This is a genomic window from Cupriavidus sp. SHE, assembly GCF_000812445.1.
GTDB lineage: Bacteria > Pseudomonadota > Gammaproteobacteria > Burkholderiales > Burkholderiaceae > Cupriavidus > Cupriavidus metallidurans.
On the sequence record NZ_JWMB01000019.1, the window covers coordinates 14,042 to 29,459 of the forward strand.

Consider the following 15,418-nt stretch of genomic DNA (forward strand, 5'->3'; position numbering starts at 1 on the left):
CTCATTCAAGGCAAGCGCAGCATTGCGAGCCTCTGTTGAACCTGCTCCATGTTGTGACTGCCAAGGCACCGGGGAGCAGCCAGTGACGCACGTGTGTGTGCGCCAACCTTTGCATATAGCCATCTCCAGAAGCGCGGTCTGTCGTCTTCGCCACACTTCTCGATGGTTCTTACCGGTTGGATCGAATCCTTCCTCTATCGCACCAGGCTCTTGATTGTCGAGACAATGACCCACAAGTCTCCAAAGAACGAGCGTTCCTTGACGTACTTGACGTAGTAGCGAAGCTTGATGGGGAGTACCTCGGTAATGTAGGCCTGCTGCGGATCCTTGGCTGCCCCAAGAATCTCGTTCTCGTCCTTGAACTCGATCGACGCCCAGTCAGTGATCCCCGGCCTCACGGAGAGGACGATCTCGCGCACATCCGCGGGGTAGCAGTCCACGTACCGGGGAACTTCCGGCCTCGGGCCGACCAGGCTCATGTCTCCCGCCACCACATCGATCAGCTGCGGCAGCTCATCGAGCTTGTACTTGCGCAGCACTGTGCCAACCTTGGTCACACGCCGGTCGGCGCCCACGGTGATCTGCAGGCCCTGCCGCTCCGCATCCGTTACCATCGTCCGGAACTTGTGAATGCGGAACAGGCGCCCGTACCGGCCGACGCGCTCCTGCCGGAAAAAGACCGGCCCCGGAGATTCCAGCTTGACGAGCAAGGCGAGCGCAAGCAGCAATGGCGCCAGCACCAGGAGCCCCAGAGCGCTGGCGACAAGATCAAAAATCCGCTTGGCCATTAACGTAGCGCTTCTTTCACCGCACTCACGACACGACGGACATCGGCCTCGGTCATCCGCGTGTACAACGGCAACGAGACCGTGTGCTCATAGATTCGCTGGCTGGCCGGGAACATTTCCGGTGTGAGCTTGTAAGTATCACGCCAGTAGGGGTGCAGGTGCATCGGGATATAGTGCACGCTGCAGCCGATGCCTTGAGCGAACATGCGCTCGATGAACTGGTCGCGGCCCACCTTGACCGTGTCGTCGAGTTGAATCACATACAGATGCCACGAGTGAACGTCACCGGGGGCGGCATGGGGAGGACGGACGATAGGCAGATCCGCCAGCAGCTCGTCGTACAGTCCGGCGACCCAGGAGCGCTTCTCGTGGAAGGTGCGGGCCTTGCGGAGTTGATGAATCCCCAGGGACGCGGCGATATCGGTCATGTTGTACTTGAAACCGGGCGCAACGATTTCGTAGTACCAGCTCGGGGCCTTCGACGTGAACCGGTCGAATGCGTCGCGGTTGATGCCATGAAGTCGCATCACACGAGCGCGCTTGGCGAGCTCGGGATCGCGAGTCACCAGCATGCCACCCTCTCCGGTCGTGATGGTCTTGTTGGCATAGAAGCTGAATACCGTGACGTCGCTGTCCAGCGTGCCAATCAGCTTGCCACCACACGTAGTGGGCAATGCATGAGCGGCGTCCTCCATCACCCGCACGCCGTGCTTGCGCGCAATCGCCAGCAACTCCTCCATGTCGGCTGAGCGGCCCGCGAAGTGAACGGGGATGATCGCCTTGGTGCGCGGTGTGATGGCCCGCTCGGTCGCGGCAATGTCGATGCAGAGCGTCTTCGGATCAACGTCCACAAAAACAGGATCCGCGCCCAGATAACGAATGATCTCGGCCGACGCCGTAAACGTATGCGTGGTGGTAATCACCTCGTCACCAGGGCCCACGCCCAGCGCTTCTAGACCCAGATGCAGACCTGCGGTCGCCGAATTGACGGCGATGGCTTCCAGCCCGCCGCCGAGGAACTCAGCAAAATCAGCCTCGAACTGGCGGGTCTTCGGGCCAGTCGTTACCCAACCCGAGCGCAACGCGCTCACGACTTCCGCAATTTCCTCTTCGCCGATTTCCGGAAGCGCAAAAGGCAGAAACTCCTGCTTGACGTCAGTCATTGTTCACCCTTGTAGTCTTGTGTGGGGACACGAATATGCTTGCCCATCAGCAGCATCGGCCGAGCGCCATCCTGCCGAAACTCGGTTCGCACTTCGTAGCCGTTCTTCTTGTAAAAACCAATCGCACGGTCATTGGCATCGGCATCCGTGGTCAACACAACCGCTTCCGCCCCTTTGACCAGTGCCTGCTTTTCGAAATCTCCGAGCAGATCATTGGCCAGGCCTTTCCCTTTCTCTTCGGGCAGGATGCCAATGCTCCTCAGCACGGCCGAGTTATCCGGGTATTCGGGTTGTCCCCGTCCGGAAAACAACTGGCCAAAGATGCGCCTTGTTACCTTGATAGGATTCCGCAAGACTGCGGGGACCAGCGCCGCAACAAAGCTTGGAAAGTACCTTAATGCCAGGCTCCGGTCACCTTCCGATCGCTTCAATGAACCCACGGCAAACCCCTGCAGCCGCCCGCCATCTTCCGCGATGACGAAAACACTACCCGGCTGACTGAGAAATGCACGATACATTACCGTCAGGAACGGACGCCCCAAGGAACTCAGGAAGAAGCCCGGAAAGGCCGCCAAGTGCACCTCGACCACCTGGCTCAAATCATCGGCTTCGGCCAAACGACGCATACTGAATTACCCTCTCTGATAACTAGGCGTTCTCGACAATTTGCCTGAGCATGGAGTCTACCTGCCTGACTCCGTTCTCCATACTCATTTTATCCGTGTAGTAATCGCGTCCGCGGCGCCCCATTTCATCGAGCTCCACACGTGGCAACGCGGACATTTTCAAGACCGCTTCGGCAAGCTTCCGTGGCTGGCAGGGCTCGACAACCACACCCGCCTGCGCATCGGCGACGATGTCAGCCGCCTCGCCCTTTACCGCCATCAGGATTGGCCGCCCGGTCTTCATATAGGCCTGGGTCTTGGACGGAATCGTGATTTCGAACACCTTCGCATCGGCCAGATGAACAAGCAGAACATCGGCCGCTGCAAGGATGCCACTTACCTTATCCACCGTCACTTGAGGCAGAAAACGGACATTGCTCAGACCGAGTTCGGAGGCCTGGCGCTTCAGTGCATCGCACTCCACACCAGCGCCCAGGAACACAAAGCGGATCCTGTCCATGCCCTGCTTCTCGACCAGTGCCGCGGCATCGACGACATGGCTCAGCGCCTGAGCTGCCCCCATATTGCCGGCATAGAGAACATTGAAGTATCCCGGATCGAGAACCGGCTCCTCCGGCTCAGCCACTGCCGCCGTCCGCCCCTCGTCGCACCAGTTGAAGATGCGCTTGATCTTGTCGCGCGGCGTCTTCTTGGATTCGAGTGCCCGCTGATAACCGTCCGACAGCACCACGACACGTGCGGCACTGCGGTAAATGAATCCGCAAAGCCGGTCGACGAATCGTGTGATGCGCCCTTCCCGAACCATGCCGGTTGCCACCAACGCTTCCGGCCAGAGATCCTGGACGTCATAGACGAACGGCGTCTTCCGGAAAAAGCGCACCAGCATTGCGGCGAAGCCCACGATAACCGGCGGATAGTAGGCATAGATAACGTCCGCCTTCCTTGCGAAAAACAGCGCATGGCATGACGACACCACGCCAAACGAGGCATAGCTGAGCATGCGCTTCACCGCCGACCGGCCATGGCTGATGATCGTCGGCAACCGCACGATCCTCACCCCGTCGATCTCCTCGACCTGATGCCATCGCATCCGGTATCCGGGGAAGATCTTGCCTCCCGGATAACTCGGAAACGTTGTAATCACTTCAACCTCGTGGCCTAACGCCTGTAGCCGCTTGGCAAACTCCAGGCCTTTGATTGAGTTTTCAGGGTCGAACAGCTGCGAAACGAACAGGATTCGCAAGACGGTCTCCTTTTCGCTTCAGTATTTTTTCCAGACGACGCGGTTCACATAGTCCGTGTAGCTATGAATGATCCGCACGACCTTGTCGGAGACGTTCGGCATGCTGTAATCGGCCACCTGGCGCAGCAGACGTGTCTCGCCGCGCGGCTGCGTCTGCAGCACTGCCAACCCCTGCATGACGCGATCGACCGAGAGGCCGGTCATCATCACGGCAGCCTCTTCCATGCCTTCCGGACGCTCGTGCGCCTCACGCAAGTTAAGCGCCGGAAAATTCATGATCGACGATTCCTCGTTGATCGTGCCGCTGTCCGACAGTACAGCCCGCGCCGAACACTGGAGCTTGTTGTAGTCCGTGAAGCCCAGTGGCTTCAGCAGGCGCACATTCCCATGAAACTTTGCACCCATGGCATCCACGCGCTTCTGGGTGCGCGGGTGCGTGGAGACGATCACGGGGAGGTCATAGTGCTCGGCAACGGTGTTGAGCACCTGAACCAGCTTGCCGAAGTTGATATCGGAGTCAATATTCTCTTCGCGATGCGCGCTGACCACGAAGTAGCCATTCTCCTGCAGGCCAAGTCGCGCAAGTGCATCGGATTTCTCGATACCTGGCAGGTAATGGGCGAGCACCTCCGCCATTGGACTGCCGGTCTTGATCACCATGTCTGGTGGCAAGCCCTCTCGCAGCAGATATTCTCGCGCAATCGAGCTGTAGGTCAGATTGATGTCGGCCGTGTGGTCCACGATGCGGCGATTCGTTTCCTCGGGCACGCGCAGGTCGAAGCAGCGGTTACCCGCTTCCATATGGAAGATCGGAATCTTGCGTCGCTTGGCCGGGATGACCGACAGGCAGCTATTGGTGTCACCAAGCACGAGCAGTGCTTCCGGTTTCTCCACCGCAAGCACCTCATCCATGGAAATGATGATCTTGCCGATGGTTTCCGCGGCCGTGCCGCCCGCCGCATTGAGAAAATGGTCGGGCTTGCGAATACCGAGATCGTCAAAGAAGATCTGGTTCAGTTCATAGTCGTAGTTCTGCCCCGTGTGCACGAGCAGGTGATCGCAGTGTTCGTCCAGACGCGCAAGCACACGCGACAGACGGATGATCTCGGGTCGCGTACCGACCACGGTCATGACTTTGAGCTTCTTCATCAGCGTCGAATATTCAATTCAAAGGGGACAGGCAAACGTGTCCGGACGTTGCCGGTCGAACACCTCATTTGCCCAGAGCATGACCACCATCTCGTCCTGCCCGATATTGGTGATGTCGTGCGTCCAGCCTGGGACGGTTTCCACGATTTCCGGCTCCGCACCCGTCGTCACCAGTTCATGCGCCTCGCCAGTCTGCATGTGCCGGAATTTGAAGCGCGCCTGGCCCTTGATCACCAGGAACTTCTCCGTCTTCGTGTGATGGTAGTGCCCGCCACGCGTGATTCCCGGGTGAGCCGTGAAATACGAGAACTGGCCACTATCGGAGGTCTTGAGCATTTCGACGAACACGCCGCGCGGATCGCCGTACTTCGGCACCGGATAGGAGAACGTATCCACCGGCAGGTAACTGACATAGGTTGCGTACAGCGCACGGATCAGGCCGGTACCTACTCGATCGATCGTCAAGGTATCACGGCTATCGCGGAATCCCTGGATGCGTTCGGCAAGCTCACCCACCGTGGTGGAGTACTGCGGCGCGACGAGCGCAAATCCCTCCGCATCCACCTGAGCATCGGCGCCATCCAGCAATTGCAGGAAGCGTTCGATGACATCATCAACGTAGACCAGCGTAACGGGCGCCGCCGGATCATTGATCTGGATCGGCAGACCGCGCGCGATGTTATGGCAGAACGTGGCCACTGCCGAGTTGTAGTTCGGCTTGCACCACTTGCCGAACACATTGGGCAGGCGGAATACGTGAACAGGGATTTGCTGGCTGCGCAGTGCTTCGAACAATGCCTGTTCGGCTGAGCGCTTGCTCAGTCCGTAGGGATTATCTCGCGCTGCCTGGGTGGACGACGCGTAGATCACCGGAACCTTGCGCCCCGTGGATTCAGCCTCGGCACGGATCGCCTGCGCCAGGATCTGTGTCAGGTCGGCATTGCCCGTCACGAACTCCTGCGGGTCCTGCGGCCGATTGACACCCGCGAGGTGAAACACGAACCCGACCTCACGCAGCATCGCGGGCAGGTTGGCAGGATCATCGTCACGCGTGAAGGTCACCACCTCCACATCCTTGCGCTCGGACAGATGCAGGCGGAGATTCTTGCCGACGAAACCGTTGGCTCCGGTAATCAGTACCCTCATCGTCTCACTCCTCGGCAACAGCGTGTTCGCCACGGGCGATGCGTTGCATGAAGTCCAGCTTCAGGAGCAGCGTCTTCATGCCTTCAACGTCCAAGCGGTTCGTGTTGTGCGAGTTGTAGTCTTCACCATGCAGGCTTTGGGTAATGCGTTGCTCACCCTCTTCCACGAACTTCGCATAGTTGAGATCGCGGCCATCCGGCGGTACACGGAAGTAATCGCCCATGTCTTCGGCGCACGCCATTTCTTCGCGGCCGAGCAGGGCCTCGTACAACTTCTCTCCGTGACGCGTCCCGATAACGTGAACGGGATGCTCGGGCTTGCCCATCAACTCGAGAATGGCGCGGGTCAACACCTCGACCGTGGCGGCCGGCGCCTTCTGCACGAAGATGTCGCCGTTGTTACCGTGCTCGAAGGCATGCAGCACCAGGTCGACAGCGTCCGCCAGGGTCATCATGAAGCGGGTCATGGTGGGATCAGTCACCGTAATGGGCTTGCCCGCGAGGACTTGCTCAACGAAGAGCGGTATCACGGAACCACGCGAAGCCATGACGTTGCCATAACGAGTACCGCAGATGACAGTGTTGGTACCCTCCAGGTTACGGCTCGCCGCAACCATGACCTTCTCCATCAGCGCCTTGCTGATGCCCATGGCATTGATCGGATACACCGCCTTATCGGTACTCAGGCAGACGACGCGCTTCACCCCTGCATTCACCGCGGCGGTCAGCACATTTTCGGTACCAAGCACGTTGGTGCGCACGGCTTCCATCGGATGAAACTCGCAGGACGGAACCTGCTTCAGTGCTGCCGCATGAAAGACAAAGTCCACGCCACGCATGGCGGACTCAATGCTCCGCGCATCCCGAACATCGCCGATATAGAACTTCAGTTTCGGGTTGTTGTAGCGTTTCCGCATGTCATCCTGCTTCTTTTCATCGCGGCTGAAGATCCGGATCTCAGCGATATCGGTAGAAAGAAAGCGTCGCAGCACGGCATTGCCGAAAGAGCCAGTTCCGCCGGTAATCAGGAGAGTATGACTGTTGAGCATCTTGGAATTTCGTAAGGGACTTGCGTAATGGTTCTTGAGGGCCTGGAATTACCAAGATCAAAGGAACGACCGGTACTTCGGATACGAGGCCTTTGCGAAATCGTATGTTTTCTTCGAAGGCAACTTGGATAGTGTGGCACTTTCGGCATGATGCACGACTACGTTCGAGTCGTAGAACATCCTGCCGCCAACCGCCACCAATTGGCCAGCCAGCAGCGCCTCCTCACCGTACAGGAACACCGAATCATCAAGCCGGTCGTAGTGCTTGAAAAAGCCGGGCCTCAGAGCGTAGACCGCGCCAATACCCATGTAGACAAAACAGGACTCGTGCGCGGCAAGATTTTTTCTCCCACCCTTCAGCGACTTGAGGAAGTTCGCCCCCCAGGTAAGGAAGCGGGCAACCCGGTAGTCGAGGTAGTAAAGGCGATACAGAAATTTCCGCGTCGCCGGTACACGCGTGATGCAATGCGGATTCTGGTGATAGCCATCCTTCGTGATGACGTTCGGTGCGACTACCAGCGTGTCATCGGTGTACACACCCGCGGCGAGCTTTTCGAGAAAGTCCTCGTCAAAAGTCAGGTCATTGTTCCCGACGATGACGCAATCGTACTTCCGCGGATCAATCGCGGCCAGACCAAGGTTAAGCCCGCCGAAGTATCCCAGATTGACATCGGAGCGGATCACCTTCGCGTCTTCCCACGCCTCCCGCACAAGTACCTTGAGCGACTCGTAGTCGCTCGACTCCGATGCATTGTCGACGATGATCGCCTCAACCATCCCAGGTCCGGCCCTCTCGCTCAGGCTTCTAACGCTCGAAACAAACTTCGACGTAACCTGCGAGCCGTTGTAATTGACACAAATAAACGCGCATTTCATATTCTTACCCCTCACTTCGGTCCATCGCGCCTTTCAGCCGTCCAAACATCCTGTCTCCTGGCCTGACTGCAGCGCCTCAAAGGACAACCGACCAGCAATCTCAACCACCAACCTCGCCTACGCGGGCATGCTTCGCGCTCAGCCGAACATTGAAGTAGATCGAAAGGAATGCGACCAGCATGATGAACGATGCCGGAACGGAAGCCCACGTGAACGTGCTGATCACGAACGATTGATATGCAAATCCAAAAAAATAAACAAACGCCACCACAAAAAAGGCACCATTAGCCTTTCTGTAGAGCCCGAAAGATATCCAATTACAGAAGAACCCCGCAAACCAGCCGACCAGCAGCGAACCAGCGAGTGAAAAGTCCGTAATCAGCCCCCGAAAGGCGGTATAGATATTCGTAACCAGCAGGCCTTGATAGTCGTACACCTCTTCGTACACACCAAGAGGCACCGGCCGATCATCACCAAGCATACGAAAGAAGGACATAAAGCTGTAAAAGCCATATGTGGAATCGCTTCGATCGTACGGGACCATCGAATAGTCGAAATACCTCCCGGAAAACCAGTCAGCAAACCCGTATAAGTGTCCCGACGAATACGAAAGCAGGTATTCCCAGAGCGTGTGAAAGATGGAGCCAATGCCCCCTTCCCGGTCGACGCCACGGGACAGGAAAGTCACCATTACCAGCGCAAAACAGGCGAGCCCCCATTTCGCGAGAATCCGCCCCGACTGCTTGTCAATCAGGTAGTACTGCTTGTCGTAGACTCGGGTCACCAGAACGGCGCCAAGAAACATCGCCAGAGACAGAAGGAAAGGCCCTTTCGCGCTCTGCGTGATCATCAGCAGCAACACGGGGGCAAAGGTCGCGCATAGCACGACCCCTCGCAGCCGTCCGCCACGCGCGGCGCCCCAAACCAGTCCTCCCAGGACAATCACGAAGAAATTGAGCAGCACCCCAAGCTTCGAGTAGATGTTCTCCGTCAGAGCGTTGGCATAGCGTAGTGCCGCATAACTGCCCGCGAACTCGAAAATATTACCGTTGAACTCCACACCCTGAAGCCGCATTCCCTGGAAGCTGCACAAGATTGTAAGTACCGACGATACCAGCAGTACCTGCACAAGAAACCGGGAGCCAAACGCGGCGTGAGCCGATACCTTGTTCCTGTTGGCGTGCAAGGCCGCATCCCAGTTGAAGAACACCACACTGGAAGCAAACAGCACATTGAACAGGACAATATAAAAGATCGCGCCAAGATTAATCGGCACGTCCCACGCGAAGACCAGTGGGAATGCCGTGTAGGCGAACCAGAACAATGAAAAGATACTTGCCGCATTGATCCACGAGCCAACAATCCGCTTCGAAGCAATCGCCACCAACAGCAGCAATGCCGCTCCGCCAAGGGCTACGCTCTTCATCATGAAGATCCACATCATGTGTCTCCTCAGACTGCGTCTCTAAGGACGCAAGAGTGCCATCCAGGCGCCGTTAGCACGCGGATCTGCCGGTTCATAACGCGCCCTTGCGGGTCGCCCAGCCTCGACCCGAGACATTGAGCGCCTGTCGTGCGAACCAGTTGAAGACCAGAAAATCGACAATCACCCGCAGCGACCATGCCATTGCAGCGCCGGTAATACCGAACGCCTTGGACAGGCCAACGATCATGAGAATGTAAAGCGGCAACTCGATGAGATGCGATACTGCCGCCAGCTTCGGCCTCCCGACAGCGTGGAGCAATGTCATCGGCATTTGCGCAAGAGAGTTGAACCAGAGTCCCAGGCACAGAACCAAGACAATGGTTTCCGAGGAAGCGGCGAAGGCCGGCGAGATCCAGATGGACAGGACTGGCTTTGCCAGAAGCGCGCACGGCACCAGGATCAGGAACATTGCAACGCCAATGCGCTTCATGTTCCGATGGTACAAATCGGCCAGATCCAGCGAAGAGGACATGCCCGCCATTCTCGGCAGGAGCGCTGTCGCAAGTGCCGCGGGAATGATCAGTAGCCGCTGCAAGCCTTCCTGCGGAATGGCATAAGCAGCCAGATCATGGGCACCAATCACCGCCGAAATAAAGAAGCGGTCGCCAAATACCATCAATGGACTGACAATACCGCTGATCGTCACCCAGACACCAAATCCCAACAGCGGCCGGATATCGCTCGAAGTGACATCAAATCGCGCGTCAATGTGATGGCGCAGCAGAAAGAACGCCAAGCCGCAAACCACCAGGCGGGCAAACACCAGGCCTGTGGCGATGTAATACAGGTCTGCCTTGCCCGCCATCACCACCGCTGCCGGCACGAGGAACATCAACGCGCCCAGGATAACCCGCGTCACGTTCGACGGAGCGAAGTGGCCAAAGCCTTCAAGCGCGCCTCGCAAGCCGCTTGTCACTGTCGTGGGCAAGATTCCAATAGCCGTGATGGCAAATGCCACTTTGGCATCTGCCTGCGTCAAGGCCGAAAGCTTGAACCATGTTCCCGAGAACGGCGCCACCACGAAAAGAACGATCAGACACCCGACCAGCCCTGTGACCGTGGTGATAACAAGGCCTGCCTTGATAACCCGGCGGATCGCGGCTGCGCTATTGTTGTTCTCGTCGGCCAGCCGCCTGCTGACTTCATAGGTCAGGGCGCGCCCGACACCAAAGTCGAAGAGGCCAAAATACCCGATCAACCCCCAGATCAGCGTCAGTACTCCGAATTTCTCGGCCCCGAGCGTCTTGAGCAGAAAAGGGATGGTAATGGCGGCCGCAAGCAGCGGGACGCCATTGCCAATCAGGTTGTAGAGCGTATCTCGTTTAAGCGACATGTGGAGCGCCAATAATTCTCGATCTTAAATATCCTGGAGTCGCCCCCCCTGTTTATCCTTCTCCGATAACTGGGGAACATCGATCTGATACTTCGCAAGCGGCCATTCGATGCCGACCTCCGGATCACTCCATGAAATGCAGCGCTCATGCTGCGGCGCGTAATAGTCCGTCGTCTTGTACAGGAAATCCGCAGTATCGCTCAGCACCACAAAACCGTGAGCAAAGCCCGGCGGCACCCAAAGCTGCCGATGATTATCCTCGGTCAACTCCACGCCAACCCATACCCCAAACGTGGATGACCCCTTGCGGATATCCACCGCGACATCGAAGACGGCGCCGCGCACAACTCGCACGAGCTTTCCTTGCGGCTGAACAACTTGGTAGTGTAGTCCGCGCAGCACGCCCTTGGCGCTACGGCTGTGATTATCCTGGACAAATTCCAGGTTCACGCCGGTCGTATCGGCAAATGCCCGCTGATTGAAACTCTCGAGAAAAAAGCCGCGCGCATCACCAAAGACCTTCGGTTCGATGATAAGGACCTCGGGAATGGCCGTTTTGGTAACAGTCAGGCTCATTTGATTGCCTCCGAAGTAATTTGCTGAAGGTATCTTCCGTAGTCATTCTTGGCCAACGGCGCAGCCAGTCGGGCGACCTGCTCGGCACTGATCCACTTGCTGCGGTAAGCGATCTCTTCGGGACACGCCACCATCAGGCCCTGCCGGTTCTGCAACGTGGCAATGAAGCTGGCTGCCTCCAACAGGGAATCGTGGGTTCCGGTGTCCAGCCACGCATACCCGCGCCCCATGATTTCGACGTCCAGTTGCGCCATCTCCAGATAGCGCTTGTTGACGTCCGTGATTTCCAGTTCACCGCGTGCCGATGGCTTGATATCGGCGGCGATATCGCAGACCTGGCGGTCGTAGAAGTAGAGTCCCGTTACCGCGTAGCTAGAACGCGGCTTGAGCGGCTTTTCCTCAAGCGATACGGCGCGGAAATTGGCGTCGAACTCGACTACGCCGTAACGTTCGGGGTCGTGAACGTGATACGCGAACACCGTTGCACCGCTGTCCTGGGCAGAGGCCCGCTCGAGCTGGCGCACCAGATCATGCCCATGGAAAATGTTGTCCCCGAGAATCAGGGTGGCGGGATCATTGCCGATGAAGTCGCGACCGATAATGAACGCCTGCGCCAGCCCGTCCGGGCTCGGCTGCACCGCGTACTGCAGATTGATACCCCAGTCGCTGCCGTCCCCGAGCATTGCTACGAAACGCGGCGTGTCTTCGGGCGTTGAGATGATCAAAATGTCCCGGATCCCCGCAAGCATCAGCGTGGACAGGGGATAGTAAATCATCGGCTTGTCATAGACCGGCAGGAGCTGCTTGGAAACAGACCGCGTGATCGGATACAGGCGGGTACCGGAGCCGCCGGCGAGAATGATGCCCTTACGCATGGTGTCCTGACTCAGGGAAGGATCTGGTCAAGCAGGAAACGAACGCCCTGCTGCCACTCCGGGAGGTGAATGCCAAAAGTTTCGCGAAGCTTGCGCGTATCCAGTCGCGAGTTTAGTGGCCGCGGAGCCGGCAACGGATAGGCCGTGGCCGGAATTGGCTCGATGCTGGCGGGGTTCACCTTGAGCGCCACGCCCTTCTGTGCGGCGTAGGTGAGCACTTCCGTCGCATAGCCGTGCCAAGTGGTCTCGCCCGCCGCAGCCAGGTGATAGATGCCGGCCGGAAAGGCACTGCGCTCGCCGAACAGCCAGTGACGTGCCACGATTTGCGCCGTCACATCTGCAATCAGTGATGCCGTGGTCGGAGCGCCAAACTGATCGGCAATCACGCGCAAGCTATCGCGCTCGCGCCCGAGCTTCAGCATCGTCTTGGCGAAGTTGCCTCCATGGGCGCCCGCTACCCAACATGTGCGCAAGATAATCGCAGTAGCGCCCGATGCCATGACCGCCTGCTCGCCAGCCAGCTTGCTCTTGCCATACACGGACTGAGGATCGACGGCGTCGGTTTCCATATAGGGGGCATCGCCATGTCCACCGAAAACATAGTCAGTGGAGTAGTGCACCAGTAGGCTACCCAACATCCTAGCCTCCTCGGCAAGCACGCCAGGCGCTTCGCCGTTGATGGCGAACGCTGTCCCCTCGTCGGTTTCGGCCTTGTCCACTGCCGTATAGGCGGCCGGATTAACTATGACGTCTGGCCGGATCTCGCGCACGATCCGACTGATATCGTCCGGGCGAGTCAGGTCACATACGGCGCGATCGAGCGCAATCACGCGACCGAGAGGGGCCAGACTGCGCTTAAGTTCGAATCCGACCTGCCCGTTACATCCCGTCACAAGCACGGTGGGCGTCTTGGGTGCCTCAGGCTGCATATTGCTTGGCCACCCAGTTGCGGTATTCACCGGAAATCACATCTTGCACCCAGGCCTGATTGTCCAGGTACCACTGGACCGTTTTGCGCAGCCCACTCTCAAAAGTCTCGGACGGCTTCCAGCCCAACTCGCGTTCCAGCTTGCGCGCATCGATCGCATAGCGGCGATCATGGCCGGGGCGATCCTTCACGAAGCTGATCTGATCGCGATAGGAACCGTTGGCCTTGGGCTTGAGCTGATCGAGCAGATCGCAGATCGTGTGCACAACGTCCAGATTGGTCATCTCGTTCCAGCCGCCAACGTTGTAAGTTTCGCCAAGGCGACCGAGCGCCAGCACCTCGCGAATGGCACTGCAGTGATCCCCAACGTACAGCCAGTCACGCACGTTCTGGCCATCACCGTAGACCGGCAAAGGCTTGCCCGTGAGCGCATTGGTAATCATTAGCGGGATCAGCTTCTCGGGGAAGTGATACGGGCCGTAATTGTTGGAGCAGTTGGTCGTCAGGACCGGCAGACCATACGTGTGGTGATAAGCGCGGACCAGGTGGTCGGAGGCAGCCTTCGAAGCGGAATACGGGCTGTTCGGCGCGTACGCGGTAGTTTCGGCGAATTGCGGATCGGCTGGACCGAGCGAACCGAATACCTCATCAGTGGAAACGTGCAGGAAACGGAAGTCCGTCCTGGCCGAACCTTCCAGGCCGCTCCAGTAGGCACGCACGGCTTCGAGCAGCGTGAAGGTGCCAACAATATTTGTCTGGATGAATTCGGCCGGACCGTGGATGGATCGATCCACATGGCTTTCGGCCGCGAAATGCACCACTGCGCGCGGCTTGTACTCCGTTAGCAACCGGTCAAGGGCGTCTCGGTCGCAGATATCCGTCTGCGAGAATACGTGACGGGTATCGCCATCCAGCGACGACAACGTCTTGCGATTGCCCGCGTACGTCAGCTTGTCGACATTGACGACGCCGTCCGCTCCCGGCTGGGCCAGCCAGTTGAGCACGAAATTGGCGCCGATGAACCCCGCTCCGCCAGTGACAAAAATGTGCGACAAACTCTTACTCCCTTTTACCTATCAACGTATCCGCGTTCCCGACAAAAGCCACCGCGCCGCTTGATCCCCAGGAAAAGCGGTCATTTATAAGTCTTTCTTGAAGTGGCGGTATTCTAGTGGCGGTATTCTATCTGACCCGCAGTCGGCTCCCGAGACCTTCGGACAACTTTTTGTAGCGCCGTGTAACTATTTACGCAACCCACTGGGAAAATCCACTCAAATGTCTGCAACAGCATGCAATACCCCATAGCCGGCGATTACCACCCATGCTCCACACCAGTTGCCATTGGTGATCTTCAAGGCTGCGCGCCATCGCTTTTCGAGCTTCTGGAGCGCCTGCCGCACGACGCACCGCTCCGCCTGGTGGGCGACCTGGTCAATCGTGGGCCCGCCTCGCTTGAAACCCTGCGCACCATCATGACCATGGGCAGCCGGGTGCGCACGGTGCTAGGCAATCACGATATCCACCTGCTTGCAGTTGCTGCCGGCGTTCGCAAAAAGGGCAAATCGGACACGTTCGACGACATCCTGAGGGCACCAGATAGTGAAGCATTACTCACATGGCTGCGCCATCAACGACTGGCAATCCGTGAGGACGATTTCTTGATCGTGCATGCCGGCATCTTGCCGCAGTGGGACGCCGACCAGGTGATCGCGCTCGCCCAGGAAGTCGAAGCCGAATTGCAGGGGCCCAATTGGCGGGAGTTTCTCTCCGGGGTGTTCGGCAACACCGCTGTCAGGTGGCGCGACGACCTGATCGGCATCGAACGGCATCGGGTCATCGTCAACGCACTCACACGCCTGCGCTACTGCTCCGCGGAAGGCGTCATGGACCTCAAAACCAAGGAAGGACTGGACAGCGCACCGGAGGGTGTCATGCCGTGGTTTGATGTCCCAGGCCGGCGCACTGCCGACGTGACAGTGGTCTGCGGGCATTGGTCGACGCTGGGGTTGGTGATGCGTCCCAACCTGATCGCACTCGATACTGGCTGCGTCTGGGGAGGCAGGTTGACCGCCGCGAAGCTGGCCGCCCGGCCCGAACTACGGACGATCATTCAGGTCGACTGTCCGCAGTACCAGGATCCACTTGCCTGAGCCAAGCCCCCGGTAGCCGGGGGCATCTAAA

General features: G+C 58.2%; 15 protein-coding genes. 1 reads left to right on the top strand and 14 read right to left on the bottom strand.

Translation table 11 applies throughout. The annotated features are described in order from the left end of the window. Positions 1 to 194: 194 nt before the first annotated feature. From RN01_RS10050 to rfbB, 14 genes are all read right to left on the bottom strand, one after another. On the bottom strand, positions 195 to 788 hold the full coding sequence (locus tag RN01_RS10050; RefSeq protein WP_017514196.1) for a sugar transferase: 594 nt from the start codon (positions 786 to 788) through the stop codon (positions 195 to 197). Further along, positions 788 to 1,951, bottom strand: a complete 1,164-nt coding sequence (locus tag RN01_RS10055) for a DegT/DnrJ/EryC1/StrS aminotransferase family protein (protein ID WP_017514195.1) — start codon at positions 1,949 to 1,951, stop codon at positions 788 to 790. Before RN01_RS10055 ends, RN01_RS10050 begins: the two co-directional genes overlap by 1 nt. Then, positions 1,948 to 2,577, bottom strand: coding sequence for an N-acetyltransferase (locus RN01_RS10060; RefSeq protein ID WP_017514194.1), 630 nt, complete (start codon positions 2,575 to 2,577; stop codon positions 1,948 to 1,950). Before RN01_RS10060 ends, RN01_RS10055 begins: the two co-directional genes overlap by 4 nt. 22 nt (positions 2,578 to 2,599) lie before the next feature. Next, positions 2,600 to 3,820: a glycosyltransferase family 4 protein gene (locus tag RN01_RS10065; protein ID WP_024569597.1), complete on the bottom strand. Its 1,221-nt coding sequence runs from the start codon at positions 3,818 to 3,820 to the stop codon at positions 2,600 to 2,602. 18 nt (positions 3,821 to 3,838) lie between these two features. Continuing rightward, positions 3,839 to 4,969: a non-hydrolyzing UDP-N-acetylglucosamine 2-epimerase gene (wecB, locus tag RN01_RS10070; protein WP_024569598.1), complete on the bottom strand. Its 1,131-nt coding sequence runs from the start codon at positions 4,967 to 4,969 to the stop codon at positions 3,839 to 3,841. An 18-nt stretch (positions 4,970 to 4,987) separates the two neighbouring features. Then, positions 4,988 to 6,115 carry a capsular polysaccharide biosynthesis protein CapF gene (locus tag RN01_RS10075; protein WP_024569599.1) on the bottom strand — a complete coding sequence of 376 codons (1,128 nt, stop codon included), beginning with the start codon at positions 6,113 to 6,115 and terminating at the stop codon, positions 4,988 to 4,990. A gap of 4 nt (positions 6,116 to 6,119) precedes the next feature. Next, positions 6,120 to 7,163, bottom strand: a complete 1,044-nt coding sequence (locus RN01_RS10080; RefSeq protein ID WP_017515153.1) for a polysaccharide biosynthesis protein — start codon at positions 7,161 to 7,163, stop codon at positions 6,120 to 6,122. 57 nt (positions 7,164 to 7,220) lie between these two features. Further along, the gene (locus RN01_RS10085; RefSeq protein WP_024569600.1) at positions 7,221 to 8,039 is read right to left on the bottom strand and encodes a glycosyltransferase family 2 protein; all 819 of its coding nucleotides are present in this window, start codon (positions 8,037 to 8,039) and stop codon (positions 7,221 to 7,223) included. 100 nt (positions 8,040 to 8,139) lie between these two features. Next, complete coding sequence (locus RN01_RS10090) at positions 8,140 to 9,483, bottom strand: O-antigen polymerase (protein ID WP_039016667.1); 1,344 nt, start codon at positions 9,481 to 9,483, stop codon at positions 8,140 to 8,142. 73 nt (positions 9,484 to 9,556) lie between these two features. After that, on the bottom strand, positions 9,557 to 10,858 hold the full coding sequence (locus RN01_RS10095) for a flippase (RefSeq protein ID WP_017511657.1): 1,302 nt from the start codon (positions 10,856 to 10,858) through the stop codon (positions 9,557 to 9,559). Between the two features lie 24 nt (positions 10,859 to 10,882). Then, a complete protein-coding gene (gene rfbC / locus RN01_RS10100) occupies positions 10,883 to 11,434 on the bottom strand; it encodes a dTDP-4-dehydrorhamnose 3,5-epimerase (protein ID WP_017511658.1) in 552 nt (183 codons plus the stop codon). After that, entirely contained in the window at positions 11,431 to 12,309 is an 879-nt protein-coding gene (rfbA, locus tag RN01_RS10105) for a glucose-1-phosphate thymidylyltransferase RfbA (protein WP_024569042.1), read from the bottom strand. Before rfbA ends, rfbC begins: the two co-directional genes overlap by 4 nt. Positions 12,310 to 12,320: 11 nt before the next feature. Further along, positions 12,321 to 13,238, bottom strand: a complete 918-nt coding sequence (rfbD, locus tag RN01_RS10110) for a dTDP-4-dehydrorhamnose reductase (RefSeq protein ID WP_017511659.1) — start codon at positions 13,236 to 13,238, stop codon at positions 12,321 to 12,323. Continuing rightward, the gene (gene rfbB, locus RN01_RS10115; protein WP_017511660.1) at positions 13,228 to 14,292 is read right to left on the bottom strand and encodes a dTDP-glucose 4,6-dehydratase; all 1,065 of its coding nucleotides are present in this window, start codon (positions 14,290 to 14,292) and stop codon (positions 13,228 to 13,230) included. Before rfbB ends, rfbD begins: the two co-directional genes overlap by 11 nt. A gap of 234 nt (positions 14,293 to 14,526) precedes the next feature. Here rfbB and RN01_RS10120 point away from each other — a divergent pair, with 234 nt between their 5' ends. Continuing rightward, complete coding sequence (locus RN01_RS10120; RefSeq protein ID WP_017511661.1) at positions 14,527 to 15,387, top strand: symmetrical bis(5'-nucleosyl)-tetraphosphatase; 861 nt, start codon at positions 14,527 to 14,529, stop codon at positions 15,385 to 15,387. Positions 15,388 to 15,418 lie beyond the last annotated feature (31 nt).